The following is a 17,619-nucleotide window of genomic DNA, read 5'->3' as shown; positions in this document are numbered from 1 at the left end:
CGGGAGCGATCTTGACGCACGACAGCGGCGTATTTCGAATGAAAACCGGCTTATGTGAGCTTAGTCACCCGTATGGCGATCGAGTGGCGAAAGAGCGTCAGATGCGGGCCGGCGTACGCGGGGCGAGCCCTCGACCAGTGCGAACGCCGTGCGGGAGAAGCGGATCGCGGACCGCCGGAGGGCAACTGGGGGCCACGGGAGGCCGACTCGGGCGTACGTCATTGGGGGGTCCTCCGTTCGGCCGCGCCGCGCGTCGCACTCCGGACACGCAAGGTCGCGGAGCGCACGCACGTGAAGGGTGACGCGCCGTCCGGCGCGGATGTCGCGCCCCGCGCGCCCACCGCGAACCGCCCACGCGGGCGTGGCTCCCGGCGCACCGGCCGCCCCTCCCGGCGCCCCCGCACGCCTGGTCAGCGTCCCCGCCCGCCGTCCTCCCCGCTCTCGCCGCCCGCTTCGGCCTCCCCGGGCGGCGGCACCGCGACCCGCCCCGCCCGGCGTTCCCCGTCCAGGACGCGCAAGGCCCGTTCCAGCGTGGCCCGGTGCAGTGCGGTCTCGCCGCGCGCGTGCATGAGTGCCAAGGAGTCCCGCAGTCGCGCCACCTCGGCGACGAGAGCCTGGGCCGCGCGCAGCGCCGCGTACGTGTCGTCGCCACGCGCGGGGTTGACCCGGCCGAGCAGCTCGGCGGCGGCGAGGTAGTGATCGACGAGTTCCCCTTCGGCGCGGGTCAGCGCGGGCAGCGGCGGGAGTTCGGGTGGCAGCACGCGCTCACCTGGCCCCGGAGCTGGGGGAGCGGCGGTCCGCGAGGGCGTCGACGATCCCGTACGTCACCGCTTCCGCCGCCGTCAGCACGAGGTCGCGTTCCATGTCGCCGTGCACCTCGTCCTCCGTCCGTCCCGTGCCGGCGGCCAGCAGCCGCTCCGTCGTCCGCCGCTCGCGCGCCAACTCCTCGGCCCAGACGGCCAGGTCGCTCGGCTGCCCACGCATCCCCTCCGGCAACTCCGGCTGCCGCAGCACGATCCGCGCTCCGGGCAGCGCCGCGCGCTTGCCGGGGGCCCCGGCGGCGAGCAGGACCGCGCCGACCGAGACGGCTTGCCCGAGGCAGTACGTCGCGACGTCGCACGACAGGTGCCGCATCGTGTCGTACACGGCGGTCAGCGCGCTGAACTCGCCGCCCGGGCAGTTGAGGTAGAGGGAGATGTCCTGGTCGGGGGCCGCGTATTCGAGGTGCATGAGCTGTACCACCAGGTCCGCCGCCGCCGTGTCGTCGAGCGGGGTGCCGAGGAACACGATCCGACCTTCCAGGAGTCGTGAGTACGGGTCAAGAGTGCGTGTGCCGTAGTTGGTGCGCTCGGTGAACTCGGGGAGCACGTGACGGGCGAGAAGGGACCGGTCGGTGGACCGCATGGCAGGACCTCCTGGGACGCGGGGCGACGTACGGACCGAACAGGGCAGTACGTTTTGTACGTCCTGTAAATTATGTACAGAACGAAGGTGAGTCTGAGTCAGATGGCGGGGTCCGCGCAACAACGACGCCCGCATTACGCCGACAGCGAGAGTGGTCGCGCGACTTAAGGTGGACGGCATGGCTTACGAGATCCCGGTGACGCGAGCGCGCGCCGAGCTGGCCGACCTGATCAACCGGGTCGTCTACGGCGAGGAGCGCGTCGTCGTCACCCGTCACGGCAAACCGCTCGCGGCACTCGTCTCGGCGGCCGACCTCGAACGCCTCGCGGCCCTCGACGCCGCCGAGGCGGCGGAGGCCGCCGAACCGACCCCCTCGCTCGGCAGTGTCACCGCCCTGCCCGAGTCCGCCCCGCCGGCCGAACCGTTCCGCCCCCGCTTCGGTATCGCGGCGGAACACCGCCCCCCGGGGCAGCATTGACAGCCCGCCACGGCCGGCTCCGGAGGGCGGGCGCGACCGCCCGTACGTATACGGGTGCGGCTCCCCGCGCCGCGACCGCGCACCTCGCGCCCCCTGTGCCCGCCCGGCCGCTTAACGCGCCTGAAACCGTTCGGGACTAGCCTCGGCTTCGCCTCGCCGTGACATCCGGGCCGACGGGGTGTGGGACGAGTGGAAGGTGGTACGCGCGTGCACCTCACCCCGCACGAGCAGGAACGGCTGCTGATCCATGTGGCGGCCGACGTGGCGCGCAGGCGACGGGAACGGGGGCTCAGGCTCAACCATCCCGAGGCGGTCGCCCTCATCACCGCGCACCTGCTGGAAGGGGCGCGCGACGGCCGGTCGGTCGCCGAACTCATGGCCTCGGGGCGGGAAGTGCTCACCCGCGCCGACGTCATGGACGGCATCCCCGAGCTGATCTACGAGGTGCAGGTCGAGGCCACCTTTCCCGACGGCACCAAGCTCGTCACCGTCCACGAGCCCATCGTCTGACGCCACCGTCCGCGTCCCGCGCCGGTGCCCGCCCGGGCCCGTCGCCGGAACCCGTCGACCGGGGGGGAGATCGCGTGATTCCCGGGGAGATCCTGTACGCCGAGGAGCCCGTCGCCTATAACGAGGGCCGCGAGGTCACCGTGGTGACCGTCCTCAACCGCGCCGACCGGCCGGTCCAGGTCGGCTCGCACTACCACTTCGCCGAGGCCAACCCGGGCCTCGACTTCGACCGCGAGGCCGCGCACGGCAAGCGGCTCCACATCCCGGCGGGGACGGCCGTCCGCTTCGAGCCCGGCATCCCCGCCGAGGTCGCGCTCGTCCCCCTCGCCGGCGCCCGCGTCGTCGCGGGCCTGCGCGGCGAGACGGCGGGCCCGCTCGACCCGCCGCCCCCCGCCCGCACCGCCCCCACCGCACCGGACGAGGGAGCCCCCCGTGACCACGCCTGAGCAGGCACCCCCCCGCCACACCCTCGCGCGCCCCGCGTACGCCGATCTCTACGGGCCCACCACCGGGGACCGCATCCGGCTCGCCGACACCGATCTGCTCCTCGAGATCGAGGAGGACCGCTGCGGCGGCCCCGGGCGCGCGGGCGAGGAAGCGGTCTTCGGCGGCGGCAAGGTCATCCGCGAGTCGATGGGCCAGTCCCGCGCGAGCCGCGCCGAGGGCACCCCGGACACCGTCGTCACCGGCGCCGTGATCCTCGACCACTGGGGCGTCGTCAAGGCCGACGTCGGCATCCGCGACGGGCGCGTCGTCGCCCTCGGCAAGGCCGGCAACCCCGACACGATGGACGGCGTGCACCCGGACCTCGTCATCGGCCCCGAGACGGAGATCATCGCGGGCAACGGGAAGATCCTCACCGCCGGCGGCATCGACACGCACGTGCACTTCATCTCGCCCGGCCTCGTGGACGAGGCGATCGGTTCGGGCATCACGACGATGGTCGGCGGGGGTACGGGACCGGCCGAGGGCACGAAGGCCACCACCATCACCCCGGGTTCCTGGCACCTGGCTCGCATGTTCGAGGCCCTGGAGAACAGCCCCGTCAACCTCGGCTTCCTCGGCAAGGGGAACACCACCTCGTACGCCTCGATGCGCGCGCAACTGCGCGCGGGCGCCGTCGGCTTCAAGATCCACGAGGACTGGGGAGCCACCCCCGCGGTCATCGACGCCTGCCTCGACGTGTGCGAGGAATCCGGCGCGCAACTCGCCATCCACACCGACACGCTGAACGAGGCCGGTTTCGTCGGCGACACCTTCGCCGCCGTCCGCGGGCGCACCCTGCACGCCTTCCACGTCGAGGGCGCGGGCGGCGGTCACGCGCCCGACATGATCACGGCCGTCTCGCTCCCGCACATCCTGCCCAGCTCCACCAATCCGACCCGCCCGCACACCGTCAACACCGTCGAGGAACACCTCGACATGCTGATGGTGTGCCATCACCTCAACCCGGCCGTCCCCGAGGACCTCGCCTTCGCCGAGTCCCGCATCAGGCCGTCGACGATCGCCGCCGAGGACATCCTCCACGACCTCGGCGCCATCTCGATCATGTCCTCGGACTCCCAGGCGATGGGCCGCGTCGGCGAGGTCGTCCTGCGCACCTGGCAGACCGCGCACGTCATGAAGCGGCGGCGCGGCAGCCTGCCCGGCGACGGGCGCGCCGACAACCTGCGCGCACGGCGGTACGTGGCGAAGTACACGATCAACGCGGCGCTCGCGCAGGGCCTCGACGCCGAGATCGGCTCCGTGGAACCGGGCAAGCTCGCCGACCTCGTGCTGTGGGACCCGGCGTTCTTCGGCGTGAAGCCCCAACTCGTCCTCAAGGGCGGGCAGATCGCCTGGGCGCAGACGGGCGACGCCAACGCGTCCATCCCCACGCCCCAACCCGTCCTGCCCCGGCCGATGTTCGGCGCCATGGGCGCCGCGCCCGCCGGGCTCTCGCTCAACTTCGTCACCCAGGCGGCACTCGACGACGGGCTGCCCGAACGCCTCGGTCTGCGCCGCACGTTCACCGCGATCCGCTCGACCCGCGGGCTCGGCAAGGCGGACATGCGGCTCAACGACGCGCTGCCCCGCGTCGAGGTCGCCCCCGACAGCTTCGCGGTGACGATCGACGGGGAGCTCGTCGAACCCGAACCGGTGACGGAACTGCCCATGGCGCAGCGGTACTTCCTTTTCTGACCGCCTCCGCGCCCCCTCTCCTCTCCGGACCCCCGTACTCCTCGCCCCGCCCTCCGACCCGTCCGCGACCGTCTTCCGCGCCGACCCCCCGCGCTCGGTGCGCCCGAAGGAAAGGAGCCCCACCGTGCCTGTGCCCTCCGCCCTGCTCGTCCTCGCCGACGGCAGGTTCCCGGCCGGGGGCCACGCGCACTCCGGAGGCGCCGAGGAGGCCGTCGCCGACGGGCGGATCAGCGGTCCCGCCGAGCTGTACGCCTACTGCCTCGGCCGCGCGCACACCACCGGCCTCGTCGCCGCCTCGCTCGCCGCCGCCGCTGCCGAAGGGCTCGACCCGCTCGCGCTCGACCGCGCCGCCGACGCCCGCACCCCGTCCCCGGCCCTGCGCGCGGCGGCCCGCAGGCTCGGCCGCCAGCTCCTGCGCGCGGCGCGCGCCGCCTGGCCGGACCCCGCGCTCGACGCGGTGGCCGCCCGGTACCCGCGCGGCCTCCACCAGCCCGTCGTCCTCGGCCTCGCCGCGCGCGCCGCCGGGCTCGGCCCCGCCGACGCGGCCGCCGCGAGCCTCTACGAGAGCGTCGGAGGGCCCGCGAGCGCGACCGTCCGGCTGCTCAGCCTCGACCCGCTCGACGCGACCCGGGTACTCGCCCGCCTCGCCCCCGTGCTCGACACACTGGCCGCCGAGGCCCTCGCCCACGCGGCCCGCGCCCGCGCCGAGGGCCCCGACGCCCTCCCCGCCCGCGCGGCACCCCTGCTCGACCTCGCCGCCGAGCACCACGCCCGCCGCCCGCACAAGCTGTTCACCACTTAGCACCGCTGGAGCCGCCCCGTGCACCTCGACCACTCCCACGACGCACCGCCCGCGCTCGGCGCCGACGCGCACCTGCCCGACGGCCGCCGCCGCGCGCTGCGGCTCGGCCTCGGCGGCCCGGTCGGCTCGGGCAAGACCGCGACCGTCGCCGCGCTGTGCCGCACCCTGCGCGCCGAACTGTCCCTCGCGGTCGTCACCAATGACATCTACACCCGCGAGGACGCCGAATTCCTTCTCAAGGAAGGCGTGTTGCCGCCCGAGCGGATCACCGCCGTCGAGACGGGCGCCTGCCCGCACACCGCGATCAGGGACGACATCTCGGCGAACCTGGAGGCGGTCGAGGAACTGGAGGCGGCGACGGGACCGCTCGACGTGATCCTCGTCGAGTCCGGCGGCGACAACCTCACGGCGACCTTCTCGCGCGGTCTCGTGGACGCGCAGATCTTCGTCATCGACGTCGCGGGCGGTGACGACATCCCGCGCAAGGGCGGTCCTGGCGTCACCACGGCGGACCTCCTCATCGTCAACAAGACGGACCTGGCCCCCTACGTCGGCTCCGACCTCGACCGGATGGCGCGGGACGCGGCCCAGGCCCGCGGCGAACTCCCCGTCCTCCTCCAGTCCTTGCGCGGGCCCGAGGGCGTCGGCCCGGTCGCCGAGTGGGTGCGGGCGCGGCACCGCGCGTGGCGGGCGCGCGGATGACGACGGCCGCCGCCGGGGCCCGCGCGCGGGTACGGATCGAGGCGCGCGCCGACGGGCGCGGCGGTACCGCGCTCCCGGTGCTGAGCGGGGAGGGTCCGCTCGCGGTGCGCCGCACGCGGGGCGTCCCGGGGGCCGCGCACGTCGTGCTCGTCGGCGCGATGGGCGGCCCGCTCGGCGGGGACGCGTACGCGGTACGGGCCCACGCGGGCCCGGGGGCGCGGCTGCGCGTCGGCTCCGTCGCCGCGACGCTCGCCCTGCCGGGTCAGTCCACGCCCCGCTCCACGTACACCGTGGACCTGGAGGCGGAAGGGGACGGGCACCTGGAGTGGCTGCCCGAACCCGTGGTCGCGGTCGCGGGCGGAGATCTCGCGCAGCACACGCGCGTCGCGCTCGCCGACGGCGCGCGGCTCGCGCTGCGCGAGGAGCAAGTGCTCGGCCGCAGCGGCGAGGCACCCGGACGCATCACCTCGCGCCTCACGGTCCGCCTCGCCGGGCGCCCGCTCCTGGACCAGGAGACCTGCCTCGGCACGGGCGCCCGGCCGGGCTGGGACGGCCCCGCCGGCACGGCGGGACTCACAGCGGTCGGCCAGTTGCTCCTCGTGGCACCGGAGTTGAGGGGGTACGAGGCCGACGCCCTCTCCCTCGCGCCCGGCGTCGCGCTGCTGCCGCTCGACGGTCCTGCCGTTCTCGTGAGCGCGCTCGCCCCCGACGCACTGCGCCTGCGCCGCCTCCTGGACGAGGCGGCGCAGGCGCTGGGCCGAACCGGCGTGTGAGGGCACACGCCCCGGGTCAGGCCCCCACGTAGAGCCCGAAACCGTTGGTCGCCACGAGGACGATGCCGAGGATCAGGTCGATCGCCCCGAGGACGAGACCGGCCTTGGCCATCGCGGGCCGCCCCGTGCCGCGCAGCGCGATGTACCCGAAGACGAGGGCCAGCAGACCCAGGAGGATGGACAAGAAGAAGAGTCCCACGATGCCGAGGACGAGCGACGCTATCGCCAGGCCGCCCGTCGTCCCGCGCGTCCGTCCCGCTCCGTACCCGCTCATGCGTACCCCTTCTCGTAGGAGGCCCCGCCGGGTGCGGGCCGCCGTCAGCGCACGGGTTGCCCGGAACGGGCCGGTCATGCCTGGCCGTTCGCGCGGGTCGCGAAGGCGCCGTCGCGAAGGGGCCCAGGCGGTGCGAAAGCGCACAAGCGGTACCAGGCCCGGGTGTTCACGGCCGGGCGCACGGTGGTAAACCTTGCGTAGGCGTCCGGCGTCGCCCCGGGGGGTCGGGACACGGGTGCCGCGTACGCACCACAGGGGGAGTACATGACTGGTCCTCAGCAGGGCGCGCCCGAGGAGCCGGAGGACGCCAGAGCCGAGGGGGGCGGTGGCCAGGGGCCCGCGTCCGGTGGCGGATTCGGCCCGCCGCCCGAAGGCTTCGGTCCGCCGGGAGACGCGGGGAGTCCGCCGCAGGACACTCCACCGCCCGCCCCGACCGGCGCACCGCGGGCCGGTGGCCTCGGGCCCGCACCGGCGTACCGGCCCACCGGCGCCCCGCCCGCCGGGCCGGGGGTCCCCGCCCAGGCCGCCGCCCCCGCGCACGTCCCCCCGCCGCCCGCCTACCCGCCCGGCCCGCCCACCGCGGTGGTCCCGCCCCCCGGCCCGCCTTCCGCCCCGGAGGGGCCGCGCGATGTCCCGCGCGCCCTCGCCCTCGCCCTGCTCGACCTGAGCGGGCTCGGCATCGGGCACGCCCTGCTGCGCTCCTGGGGCGGCTTCGCCGTGGCCCTTGTGAGCACCGGCGTCCTCGCTCTCGTGGCCCTGCCCGCCGATCCTGACGGCGTGCCGCTCGTCCTCGTCGTCGGCTGGCTCGTGATCCTCGTCCTCCTCGCCGCCCACGCGGCGGCGCGCGGACTGCGCACCACGCGCCCCGTGCCGACCGTGCCCGTGCTCGGCCTCGCCCTCGTCCTGCTCGCCGCGCCCGTCTTCGCGGGCTTCCAGTACGACGCGGCGCGCGCTCGCGCCCAGCACGCGCGCCTGGAGAAGCAGTTGCTCGACCGGCTCGGCACGGCCGACCGCACCGTCGCCCGCTACAGGGCCTCCGGGTACGCGGGCCACGAGTCGGCCTTCTCCACGGCGCTCACGGCGTACCGCGACCTGAGCCGCGAGCACCCCGACTCGGCGGCGGCGCACAAGGTCCCGGCCCGGCTGCACACGTACTACCGCACGGTTGGCGCGCCCTTCGGCAAGGGCGACTACTGCGAGGCCGTCGACCCCCTGCGCCACCTGCTCACCGTGCCGCAGACGATGGGCACGGGCCGCGTCCCGAAGGATCTCCTCACCTGGCCCGGCCCCCGCCTGGCCACCTCGCTCTACGGCTGCGGCATCGGCGGTCTCGGCACCGCGGACTCCACGACCGCCGCGTACCACCTCACCGCCCTCCTGGAGGATTACCCCGACAGCCCGGAGGCGGGCCAGGTCGTCCCCGAGGTCGAGAAGCACGTGAGCTTCTCCCTGAAGGACAAGGGCGGCGAGTCGCCGTGCGACGCGGCCGCGTCCCTCAAGGCCCTCGCGGACCAGGCCACCTCCGTCGCCAAGGCGGACGGCGCGCCCACGGCGACGGTGACGGCCCTCGGCCGCCAGGCGGACCGGGCGAAGCGCGGGCTGCCCACCAAGACGTGGAACTGCGCGCTCGCCGCCTACCGCGCCAAGGACTACGCGGCGACGCAGACGCGGATGCGGGACTTCACGGCCCACTACGCCAAGGACGGCCGCGTGCCGCTCGCACGCAAGTACGTCATCGCCGCGCAGGTCGCCGACAGGCTCCCCGCCGCGGGCAAGGTCAAGCCGACGACCTCCTCCGGGGGCTCGATCACGGTGACGGTCCGCAACGACAGCCCCCAGGTCGTGGAGGTGCTCTACACCGGCCCGGTCACCGGCAGCTTCACGCTCGACGGCTGCAAGAGCTGCAAGCGCTACGACTGGGCCGACACCCTCAACCCCTCCTTCAAGCCCTGCCCGGCCGGAAAGAAGTACCCGAGCAGGACCCTGCGGCTGCCCGCGGGCACCACGTACTTCCTGCACAAGCCGAAGAGCGACAGCACGCTCAGCGGTTCCCCCGCCACCGACACCGTGAAGGTGCGCGGCGGGTACACGTACACGGAGTGCGCCTACACGGCGAAGGGATTCGGACTGGGCGGCGCCGACGGCTGACCGTTTGCGCCTGCGGGTGGGCGTAATACGGTACGAGAATGAGCGAAACGCCACAGGGGGGACGCGGTTCCTCCGATGCCGACCTCGCCCGCGAGGCCGTCGACGTCCACCTCTCGCGCCGGCTCTCGGAGTGGGAGGGACAGCTGAGCGCCGCCACCGAGGGCACGCACGAGTACGAGGAGACGCTCGGCTACCGCAACGCCGAGGACACGCGGCTGCGTGCCTGGCGGGAGACGGGCCACCTCGACGCCGACCTTGCCCTCGCCGTCGACCAGCGCGCCCGCGCGGACCTCAAGATGGACGCCATCGACGAAGCCCGCAGGGAAGCCATCCACCGCGGCCTCATCGCCCTCGGCTGGGACCCGGAAGGCGGCGGGGGAGAGGCCCGGGTGACCGGGCTCTGAGGTACGCGGGCCCGAGAGGGGCGGGGGTCTGAGACAGGCGCGAGGTCCGTGGCAGCGAGGGTTCGGGACGGCGGCGAGGGTCCCGGGCGGGCCGGGGCTGAGGCACCCGCCGTTCACCCCGTTCACCCCCCGGCCCGCTCGCGCCACCGCTCACCCCCCCTCCCGCTCAGCCCGCGAGGAGCGCTCGCCCCACGAGCAGTGCGCCCACCCCCGTGCACAGCCCGCACAGCACCAGGCCGAGCACGACGGGCACCGGGTCCGCGCTCTCGCCCGGCGGTGGGCACACCGCGCGCTCCGGCTCGCCCGGCGGGTGCCGCACCACCACCAGATCCCCCGTGAGCCGCAGCTCTCCCGAGGTGTCCCGCAGCCGCACGAGCCGCCCCTCCGGCGTACGGAACTCCAGGAGCGCCTGCCGCTCGGGGCCCGTCTGCCAGGACCCCGCCGGAGGCCCGACGAGCAGCGTGTCCACCACCCGCGCCAGTGCCCGGCCCCCGGGCAGCCGCCGCTGCCGCACCGCGGCGCGCACGGCCGCCGCGGTGCCGAGCAGCCCCCCGCTCAGCAACAGCACCCCCGTCACCGCGCGCAGCGGCCAGAACCCGCCGTCGTCCATGCCTTGCCTTCCTCGCCGCTCCCGTGCTCCGGCGGCCCTCGGACCCGCCCGCGCACGCTCCGCCACCTTCCACCCACAGAGAGGGGCAACCGGGCCACGGGGTTGCCCGGCGGACGGAGCGCGCCGAGGTCGCCCGCCGCGCCGCCGCACGCTCCGCCGTACGGCCGCGCGCCCTCACCCGTGCGCGTGCCGGACCCGGGAGCCGCGCCGCCCGTGCCCGGCGACCGGGGAGGGGTGAGCCGGGCGCCCGCCCGCGCGGGCGCGGAACCCCAGTCCCGCACGAGGAGTCCTCCATGCGTCTCGTCACCAGCTTCGCGGTGGCGCTCCTGGCCGGTACGGCACTGCTGCCGACCGCCCAGGCCGCGCCGCCACCGCCCCCGGCCGACCGTCCCACGCTGCAACGCCCCGCCCCGGGCAGCGCCGCGTCCGCCGAGCGCGACACCCCGGCGCCCGGCGACCCCGGGGCCCGCCTCACCGAGGACGGGCCCGCGCGCGGCCTCTTCCTGACCGTCGCCGCCGACGACGCCACCCGGCTCAAGGGCGCCACGCTCGACTGCGCCACGCACCCCGCGAGCGGCACCCACCCGCACGCCGCCGGGGCCTGCGCCGCCCTCGCCTCCGTCGGCGGCCGCCTCGACCAGCTCCGCGGCACGCCCCGCAACTGCGTCAAGCGGTACGAGCCGGTCACGGTGAGCGTCACGGGCAGCTATCTCGGCCGCCCCACGGCCTGGCACCGCACCTACCCGAACCCCTGCGTGCTGGGCGAGGAGACGGGGGACGTCTTCCGCTTCTGAGCGGAACACGATGCCACGGCGCCCGGCCCGTGCCGGTGGACGGGCGCGGACACGAGCGGAGGGGCGGTCCCGGACCGGGAACCGCCCCTCACCTCTCCTGAAGCGCCGTACGCGTCGGGTCTCAGTCCTGGGTCAGCGTCATCGCGAGCGTGAGGAGACCGAGGACGACCCAGCCGAACCACAGCCAGCCGTTGCTGCCGAGGGCCACGGTGTACGCGGTGACCACCACCAGCCCGCCGATGGTGAACACGCCCATGGTCTTCGTGGTGCCAGGCATACCGAGTCCGCCTCTCCGGCCACCGGGCCCCGGGACGAGACCCGTCCCCCCCATCCTCACCCGAACAGCCGCACCGGCGCCAGCGAAGAACGGCCCCCGTCCGAAAGGAACGCGGCCCGTGCCGTCAGCTCCGGCCCTGCAACGACGCCAGGTAGTCGTTGTACGCGTTCAGCTCCGCGTCGCCGTCGCGGTCCGCCGCGCGGTCCTTGCGGCGGGCCTGGCGCTGTTCGGAGCGGTACCACTGCACGAGGAGGACGAGCAGGACGACGACCGAGGGGACCTCGCTGAACGCCCAGGCGATGCCGCCCGCCGCGGTCTGGTCGGAGAGCGCGTCGACGCCGAGCGAGGCGGGCGGGTCCTCGAAGGTGCCGACCATCGTCGTGGACGCCATCATGAGCGCGATCCCGAAGAAGGCGTGGAAGGGCATCCCCGCGAAGAGCTCCAGCATCCGCATCAGGTAGCCCGGCCGGTGCGGGCCCGGGTCCACGCCCATGATCGGCCAGAAGAAGACGACGCCGACCGCGAGGAAGTGCACCATCATCGCGATGTGCCCGGCGCTCGACTCCATGAGGAAGTCGAAGAGCGGCGTGAAGTAGAGCGCGTAGAGGCTCGCGATGAAGAGCGGGATGGTGAAGACGGGGTGCGTGATGACCCGCATGTACCGGCTGTGCAGGAGCCACAGCAGCCACTCGCGCGGCCCTGTGCGGCCCCGCCCCGCGACGGGCAGCGCGCGCAGCGCGAGCGTCGTGGGCGCGCCCAGCAGGACCAGGATCGGCGACAGCATGCTGATCACCATGTGCTGCACCATGTGCACGCTGAACATGACCATGCCGTAGTCGTTCAGCTTCGTGCACATCACGAGCATGATGCTCAGCACCCCGAGCACGAACGGGATCGTCCGCCCCCAGGACCAGGAGTCGCCGCGCCGCCGCAGCCGCACCACGCCCCAGCCGTAGAGGCCGAGCCCCAGCAGGCAGGCGACGAGGAAGAACACGTCGGGGGAGGGTTCGAGCCCCCGCCCCAGCGTGAACGGCGGCAGATCGGACATCATGCCGTGCCCGCTGTGATCCATCCGCAGACTCCTGATTTCGTACCGGTTGTCCGCACAAGACTAGGACGGGCGGCCCAGGCCCCCGCGCGCGGGTCGTCCACCCCGGCCGGGGACTCGCCGGTACGGCTCAGGGCGGGCTCAGACCACGGTCTCGCACTCCTCGTACCGCGCCGCGGGCACCGTCTTGAGCGTCGCGACCGCGTCGGCGAGCGGCACCATCACGATCTCCGTGCCGCGCAGCGCCGTCATCCGCCCGAACTCGCCCCGGTGCACGGCCTCGACCGCCTCGCGCCCGAAGCGCGTGGCGAGGACCCTGTCATACGCGGTCGGGGTCCCGCCGCGCTGCACGTGCCCGAGTATCACCGGACGGGCCTCCTTGCCGAGCCGGTCCTCCAGCTCCAGGGAGAGCTGGCGGGCGACGCCTGAGAAGCGCTCGTGCCCGTAGACGTCGCGCTCGCCCTCCTCGTACTTCATCGTGCCCGGCAGTGGCTTGGCGCCCTCGGCGACGACGACGATCGCGAAGCGCTTGCCCGCGTCGAAGCGCGCCCCGACCCGCTCGGCCACCTCGGCGACGTCGAAGGGCCGCTCGGGCACGAGCACGGCGTGCGCGCCCGCCGCCATCCCGGAGTGCAGGGCTATCCAGCCGGTGTGCCGGCCCATCACCTCGACGATGAGGACCCGCTGGTGCGACTCGGCGGTCGTCTTGAGCCGGTCGAGGGCGTCGGTCGCGACCCCGACCGCCGTGTCGAAGCCGAAGGTGACGTCGGTCGCCGCGATGTCGTTGTCGATCGTCTTGGGCACGCCGACGAGGGGGAGTCCCGCGTCGGAGAGCAGCTTCGCGGCCTGGAGCGTGCCCTCGCCGCCGATCGGCACGACCGCGTCGAGACCGAGGTCCGCGAGGTGCGTCCGCGCCCGCTCCACACCGTCGCGCAGGTGCGCGGGCCGCACCCGCGAGGAACCGAGCACGGTCCCGCCCTGCGCGAGGATGCCGACGACGGCGTCGTGGTCGAGGGGCCGCCAGTCGCACTCCAGGAGCCCGCGCCAGCCGTCGTGGAATCCGATCACCTCGTCCCCGAGGGCTTCCGCCCGGTGAACGACGGAGCGGATGACCGCGTTGAGTCCCGGGCAGTCCCCACCGGACGTCAGCACGCCAATGCGCATGGGCCTGAAACACCTTCGCAAGCTGGTAACGACACCGGACCACGCCGTCCGGTCGGTGGCAGCACCCTAATCCCGCCGCTCCACCTCGCCTCTTCCGGTCCGTGTGGTGGACAACGGCGGCGCGCGGGGAAAGAAAAGCGGTTCCGGCGGGGAGGAGCGGGGGCCCCGGGCGCGGCCCCGGACCCCCGCCCGCACGAGGAACTACTCGGGCCGGGTGGCCGCCGCGATCCGCTCCTCCCGGAGCGCCTCGTACCACTGGTCGTTGACCGGCGGCAGCGCGTTGACGTCCAGCGCCAGCTTGAGCAGCAGGTCCGCGATCTGCGGGTTCCGCGCCATCACCGGCCCGTGCATGTACGTCCCGAACACCGTGTCGTTGAACGCGCCCTCGGTCCCGTCCCCGGTCCCGTTGCCCTTGCCGAGCCGGGTCCGCGCGAAGGGACGCGCGGTCGGGCCGAGGTGGGTCACGCCCTGGTGGTTCTCGAAGCCGGTCAGCGGCGGCAGGCCCAGCCGGGGGTCGATGTCGGCGAGCACGTCGCCGACGCACCGCTCGCCCTCGCCCCGTACCGACACCACGTCGAGCAGCCCGAGACCCGGCTCCCGCTGCCCGAGGTCGTTGACGAACTCGTGCCCGAGGATCTGGTAGCCGGCGCACACCGAGAAGACGATCGCCCCGTTGCCCACCGCGCGCTGGAGCCCGCCGTCGCGGCGCAGCCGCTCGGCCGCGAGCCGCTGCGGACGGTCCTCACCGCCGCCGATGAGATAGATGTCGCCCGAGGTCGGCACCGGCTGGTCACTGCGCACGTCGACGCGCGTGACGCCGAGACCGCGCTGCCGCGCCCGCCGCTCGACGACGAGGGCGTTGCCCTGGTCCCCGTACGTGCTCAGCAGGTCCGGGTAGATCCAGACCAGACGAAGACTGTTGTCGCTCATATCCCTGTCCCTTCTCACTGGTCCGGTCAATTCCCCACGCGTCGGCGCAAGTCCTGGAACGCCGTGTAGTTGGCGATCGCCTCGATACGGCCCGGCGGGGCCATGCCCACCGCCTCGTCCACGGTCTCGCAGACCCGGAAGTCGAGATTGGCCACTTCGAGACGGACCGCGAGGTCGAGCTTGCGGTCCCCGATGACGAAGAGGGGATGCCCGGCGAGCCGCGTGTAGTCCACGTCCCAGAGCCAGGAGGTGTCGGTGCCGTCCGCGCCGCGCGCGTTGACCGACAGCAGCACAGGGGTGGGGGGCGGGTCGATGAGCGAGAAGGTCTCCAGCCACCCGGCCGGGTTCTTCGCGAGCAGCAGTCGCAGGTCACGACCCTGGAACTGCACCGTGTCGTAGCGCCCGGCGACCGCCTGCACCTGCCACATGCGCTCCAGGGCGACCTGCGGCGGCACCCCGAAGACGGCGGCGACGGCCGCGGAGGTCGCGGCGTTGGCGCGGTTGGCGCGCCCCGGGAGCTGGAGGTGGATCGGCCAGGCCGAGCCGTGCGGGTCGAGGACGTGCTCGCCGGAGAGCGCCCAGCTCGCGGCGGGGCGCCGGAAGCCGCACTCGCCGCAGAACCAGTCGTCGCCCGGGCGCTGCATGACGCCGCCGCAGGAGGGGCACGACCAGGCGTCGTCCTTCCACTCCTGCCCGGCCGCCACCCAGATGACGTGCGGTGAGGAGGAGGCCGCCCACACGACGAGCGGGTCGTCCGCGTTGGCGACGATGACGGCCTTGCTGCCCGCGAGGCCCTCGCGCCAGCGCTCGGCGAGCATCCGCGTCTCGGCGGCGCGGTCGAGCTGGTCGCGCGAGAGGTTGAGCAGCGCGATCGCCTTGGGCCCGACGTCCCGCGCGACACCCGCGAGGTACTTCTCGTCGACCTCGATCACGCCGTAGCGGGCGTCGGAGCCCCCGGCGAGCGCGGAGGTGATCCCCGCGGGCATGTTGGCGCCGAGCGCGTTGGAGACCACGGGTCCCGCCGCGCGCAGGGCCTCGGCGATGAGCCGGGTCGTGGTGGTCTTGCCGTTGGTCGCGGAGACCAGTACGACGTCGAGGTGCGTCGCGAGCCGGGCGAGCAGGTCCGGCTCAAGCCGGAGAGCCACCTTGCCGCCGATCACCGACCCGCTTCCGCGCCCCGCCGCTCGGGACACCGCCGCGGCGGCCTTGCCCGCCGTCACGGCCAGTTTGGCCCGTGCCGACAGCGGCTCCGAGTTGGCTGTCATCGTCCTCGCTCCTCCTTCACTTCCGCCGCGTCCGGCGCCCGCGACCGTCCCCGGGCCACTCCGGCCCGCGCCGTGGTGCGGTGCTCCTCCCGCGCGCCGCACACTGGCGGGGAGGCTGTTCGTCAGGTGCAGCCTACCGAGATCCCTCGCGCGCCCTGAACCGCACACCGTGCCGTGCCTGGGGAAAAGCGCGGGACCGTAGGCTGTCCGGTCATGCGACGACGTCCCATCCCGGGCAGTTCCGGACAGGTCCGGCCCCTCAGCCTCTACGGCGCCCCCGTGCTCACCACCCCCGCGCGCGAGACCGGGGAGTTCGGCCCGTGGCTGGACCGGCTCGTCGAGGACCTCTTCGCGACGATGTACGCCGCGCGGGGAGTGGGCCTGGCGGCCCCGCAGATCGGCCGGGACGTACGGGTCTTCGTGTACGACTGCCCCGACGACGAGGACCGCCGCCACCTCGGACACCTCGTCAACCCCCGCCTCGTCGAGGTCGATGGACCGGTGGTGCGCGGCCCCGAGGGCTGCCTGTCCCTGCCCGGTCTCGAAGCGGGGACGCCGCGCTTCGACCGCGCGGTCGTCGAGGGCCGTACGGCCGACGGAGCCCGCCGCCGCGTCGAGGGCACGGGCTTCTTCGCCCGCTGCCTCCAGCACGAGTACGACCACCTGGAAGGCGGCCTCTACGTGGACCGCCTCGACCGGCGTCGCCACCGCAAGGTCCTCCGCGAGGCGGGCCGCACGGCGTGGGGGAAGGCGGCGGGCCTGTAGGGCCGAAGGACGGAGAGCCCACCGACCGGAGGTCGTGACGGCGTGTCGCCCAGGCGAGCGGTCCCCCGTACGGGCGCGCCGCCCTGTGGCCCGGAGGCGGCACGGGGTGGGTGCGAGACGGCCGTACGGGGGCTCGGAGGCGTGCGCTGCCGGGTGGCGGGAGCGGGAGCGATGCCGCCGTGAGAGGGGCGAGGCACCCGCCGGGAGCCGCCTCAGAAGCGCGGGCCGTCCTCAGAAGCGCGGGCCGTCCTCGCCCCGGTCGGGGACCTCGCCGAGCATCCCCCACAGCAGTTCTGTCAGATCCTCCACCAACTCCTCGCGCGCGCACGGGCGTTCGGCGAGCCACCAGTCGCCCGCCGCGTGCATCATGCCGACGATGCCGTGGCCCCAGACGCGGGCCCTGCGGGTGCCGCCGGGGCCCGGGTCGACGCGCTCGGCGATGACCGCGGCCAGTTCCTCGCCGAGGCGGCGCAGGAGCGGGGCGGAGTGGCGGCCGATGTCGAAGCCGGTGCCCTCGGGCGTGGGGGCGTCCTCGGCGGGGTGCATGAGGAAGCGGTAGACCTGCGGTCGGGCCTCGATCGCCGCGAGGTAGGTGTCCAGCGTGCGGCGCACACGCTCCCGGCGCGTCGCGGCCGGCGCGTCGAGCGCCTGGCGCAGCGCGGCGAGCAGGGCGTCGGTGTGCCGGGTCGCGAGCGCCCGGTACAGGCCGCCCTTGTCGCCGAAGTGCCGGTAGAGGATCGGCTTGGTGATCCCCGCCTCGGCGGCGATCGCGTTCATCGAGGCGCCGGGCCCGTCGCGCAGCACCACGCGGTCGGCCGCTTCCAGGAGTTCACGCCGGCGCAGCGCCGCCGTCCGCTGCTGTGCCGTACGCTGCCGCGCGGCACGGCCCTTCGTGCCCGTGCTCTCCACAACGAATCTCCCCGCCTGTGCCGTCTCCGTGCCGTCTTCGCCCGCCGGACCAGGCGTGACGGCCCCGCGCACCGCGCAACGTAACACCCGCGTGCGGGGCCCGTCGGGGGCGAGGCGGGCGGTTGACATGCTCTACCAGCCGGTAACAGACTCGGGTTACTTGAGGTAACAGCATTCGTCA

At 74.4% G+C, this 17,619-nt stretch carries 21 protein-coding genes; 11 read left to right on the top strand and 10 right to left on the bottom strand.

Going from position 1 to position 17,619, the window contains the following annotated elements; genetic code table 11:
- Positions 1-410 precede the first annotated feature (410 nt).
- Positions 411-761: a hypothetical protein gene (locus IF99_RS0108290; RefSeq protein WP_030995715.1), complete on the bottom strand. Its 351-nt coding sequence runs from the start codon at positions 759-761 to the stop codon at positions 411-413.
- Between the two features lie 4 nt (positions 762-765).
- Positions 766-1,404, bottom strand: a complete 639-nt coding sequence (locus tag IF99_RS0108285; protein ID WP_030995714.1) for a ClpP family protease — start codon at positions 1,402-1,404, stop codon at positions 766-768.
- A gap of 178 nt (positions 1,405-1,582) precedes the next feature.
- On the opposite strand from IF99_RS0108285, the gene IF99_RS0108280 reads away from it, so the two are divergent.
- The 7 genes from IF99_RS0108280 to IF99_RS0108250 all read left to right on the top strand — a co-directional run bounded on the left by IF99_RS0108280 (position 1,583) and on the right by IF99_RS0108250 (position 6,850).
- Positions 1,583-1,882 (top strand): type II toxin-antitoxin system Phd/YefM family antitoxin, encoded by a 300-nt coding sequence (locus tag IF99_RS0108280; RefSeq protein WP_030995713.1) that lies wholly within the window; start codon positions 1,583-1,585, stop codon positions 1,880-1,882.
- 207 nt (positions 1,883-2,089) lie between these two features.
- On the top strand, positions 2,090-2,392 hold the full coding sequence (locus tag IF99_RS0108275) for an urease subunit gamma (RefSeq protein ID WP_030995712.1): 303 nt from the start codon (positions 2,090-2,092) through the stop codon (positions 2,390-2,392).
- A gap of 74 nt (positions 2,393-2,466) precedes the next feature.
- A complete protein-coding gene (locus IF99_RS0108270; RefSeq protein ID WP_030995711.1) occupies positions 2,467-2,838 on the top strand; it encodes an urease subunit beta in 372 nt (123 codons plus the stop codon).
- Positions 2,825-4,573 carry an urease subunit alpha gene (locus IF99_RS0108265; RefSeq protein WP_030995710.1) on the top strand — a complete coding sequence of 583 codons (1,749 nt, stop codon included), beginning with the start codon at positions 2,825-2,827 and terminating at the stop codon, positions 4,571-4,573. Before IF99_RS0108270 ends, IF99_RS0108265 begins: the two co-directional genes overlap by 14 nt.
- 124 nt (positions 4,574-4,697) lie before the next feature.
- Positions 4,698-5,375: an urease accessory protein UreF gene (locus IF99_RS0108260; RefSeq protein ID WP_030995709.1), complete on the top strand. Its 678-nt coding sequence runs from the start codon at positions 4,698-4,700 to the stop codon at positions 5,373-5,375.
- 18 nt (positions 5,376-5,393) lie between these two features.
- On the top strand, positions 5,394-6,077 hold the full coding sequence (gene ureG, locus IF99_RS0108255) for an urease accessory protein UreG (protein WP_030995708.1): 684 nt from the start codon (positions 5,394-5,396) through the stop codon (positions 6,075-6,077).
- Entirely contained in the window at positions 6,074-6,850 is a 777-nt protein-coding gene (locus IF99_RS0108250) for an urease accessory protein UreD (RefSeq protein WP_030995707.1), read from the top strand. Before ureG ends, IF99_RS0108250 begins: the two co-directional genes overlap by 4 nt.
- A 16-nt stretch (positions 6,851-6,866) precedes the next feature.
- Here IF99_RS0108250 and IF99_RS0108245 read toward each other — a convergent pair whose 3' ends face one another.
- Entirely contained in the window at positions 6,867-7,124 is a 258-nt protein-coding gene (locus IF99_RS0108245) for a DUF4190 domain-containing protein (protein ID WP_030995706.1), read from the bottom strand.
- A gap of 264 nt (positions 7,125-7,388) precedes the next feature.
- On the opposite strand from IF99_RS0108245, the gene IF99_RS0108240 reads away from it, so the two are divergent.
- The gene (locus IF99_RS0108240; protein ID WP_030995705.1) at positions 7,389-9,272 is read left to right on the top strand and encodes a hypothetical protein; all 1,884 of its coding nucleotides are present in this window, start codon (positions 7,389-7,391) and stop codon (positions 9,270-9,272) included.
- Between the two features lie 38 nt (positions 9,273-9,310).
- Positions 9,311-9,676 carry a hypothetical protein gene (locus tag IF99_RS0108235; RefSeq protein ID WP_030995704.1) on the top strand — a complete coding sequence of 122 codons (366 nt, stop codon included), beginning with the start codon at positions 9,311-9,313 and terminating at the stop codon, positions 9,674-9,676.
- Between the two features lie 166 nt (positions 9,677-9,842).
- On the opposite strand, the gene IF99_RS0108230 is transcribed toward IF99_RS0108235, so the two are convergent.
- Entirely contained in the window at positions 9,843-10,286 is a 444-nt protein-coding gene (locus IF99_RS0108230; RefSeq protein ID WP_030995703.1) for a hypothetical protein, read from the bottom strand.
- Positions 10,287-10,579: 293 nt separating this feature from the next.
- Here IF99_RS0108230 and IF99_RS0108225 point away from each other — a divergent pair, with 293 nt between their 5' ends.
- Entirely contained in the window at positions 10,580-11,080 is a 501-nt protein-coding gene (locus IF99_RS0108225) for an SSI family serine proteinase inhibitor (RefSeq protein ID WP_030995702.1), read from the top strand.
- A 121-nt stretch (positions 11,081-11,201) separates the two neighbouring features.
- On the opposite strand, the gene IF99_RS33360 is transcribed toward IF99_RS0108225, so the two are convergent.
- The 5 genes from IF99_RS33360 to IF99_RS0108200 all read right to left on the bottom strand — a co-directional run bounded on the left by IF99_RS33360 (position 11,202) and on the right by IF99_RS0108200 (position 15,764).
- Entirely contained in the window at positions 11,202-11,357 is a 156-nt protein-coding gene (locus IF99_RS33360) for a hypothetical protein (RefSeq protein WP_037826608.1), read from the bottom strand.
- Positions 11,358-11,481: 124 nt separating this feature from the next.
- On the bottom strand, positions 11,482-12,429 hold the full coding sequence (locus tag IF99_RS0108215; protein WP_030995701.1) for a cytochrome c oxidase assembly protein: 948 nt from the start codon (positions 12,427-12,429) through the stop codon (positions 11,482-11,484).
- Positions 12,430-12,546: 117 nt separating this feature from the next.
- Positions 12,547-13,569 carry a 6-phosphofructokinase gene (locus IF99_RS0108210; RefSeq protein ID WP_030995700.1) on the bottom strand — a complete coding sequence of 341 codons (1,023 nt, stop codon included), beginning with the start codon at positions 13,567-13,569 and terminating at the stop codon, positions 12,547-12,549.
- Between the two features lie 201 nt (positions 13,570-13,770).
- Entirely contained in the window at positions 13,771-14,499 is a 729-nt protein-coding gene (locus tag IF99_RS0108205; protein ID WP_030995699.1) for a type 1 glutamine amidotransferase, read from the bottom strand.
- A gap of 26 nt (positions 14,500-14,525) precedes the next feature.
- A complete protein-coding gene (locus IF99_RS0108200; protein ID WP_030995698.1) occupies positions 14,526-15,764 on the bottom strand; it encodes a MurT ligase domain-containing protein in 1,239 nt (412 codons plus the stop codon).
- A 213-nt stretch (positions 15,765-15,977) separates the two neighbouring features.
- Between IF99_RS0108200 and def the strand changes: the two genes are divergently transcribed.
- On the top strand, positions 15,978-16,529 hold the full coding sequence (gene def, locus IF99_RS0108195; protein ID WP_030995697.1) for a peptide deformylase: 552 nt from the start codon (positions 15,978-15,980) through the stop codon (positions 16,527-16,529).
- A 231-nt stretch (positions 16,530-16,760) separates the two neighbouring features.
- Here def and IF99_RS0108190 read toward each other — a convergent pair whose 3' ends face one another.
- The gene (locus tag IF99_RS0108190) at positions 16,761-17,438 is read right to left on the bottom strand and encodes a TetR family transcriptional regulator (protein ID WP_030995696.1); all 678 of its coding nucleotides are present in this window, start codon (positions 17,436-17,438) and stop codon (positions 16,761-16,763) included.
- Positions 17,439-17,619: the final 181 nt, after the last annotated feature.

Origin of the sequence: Streptomyces sp. NRRL F-5630, assembly GCF_000719475.1 — a bacterium.
Taxonomy (GTDB): domain Bacteria; phylum Actinomycetota; class Actinomycetes; order Streptomycetales; family Streptomycetaceae; genus Streptomyces.
This window is presented reverse-complemented; position numbering and strand designations above follow the sequence as displayed.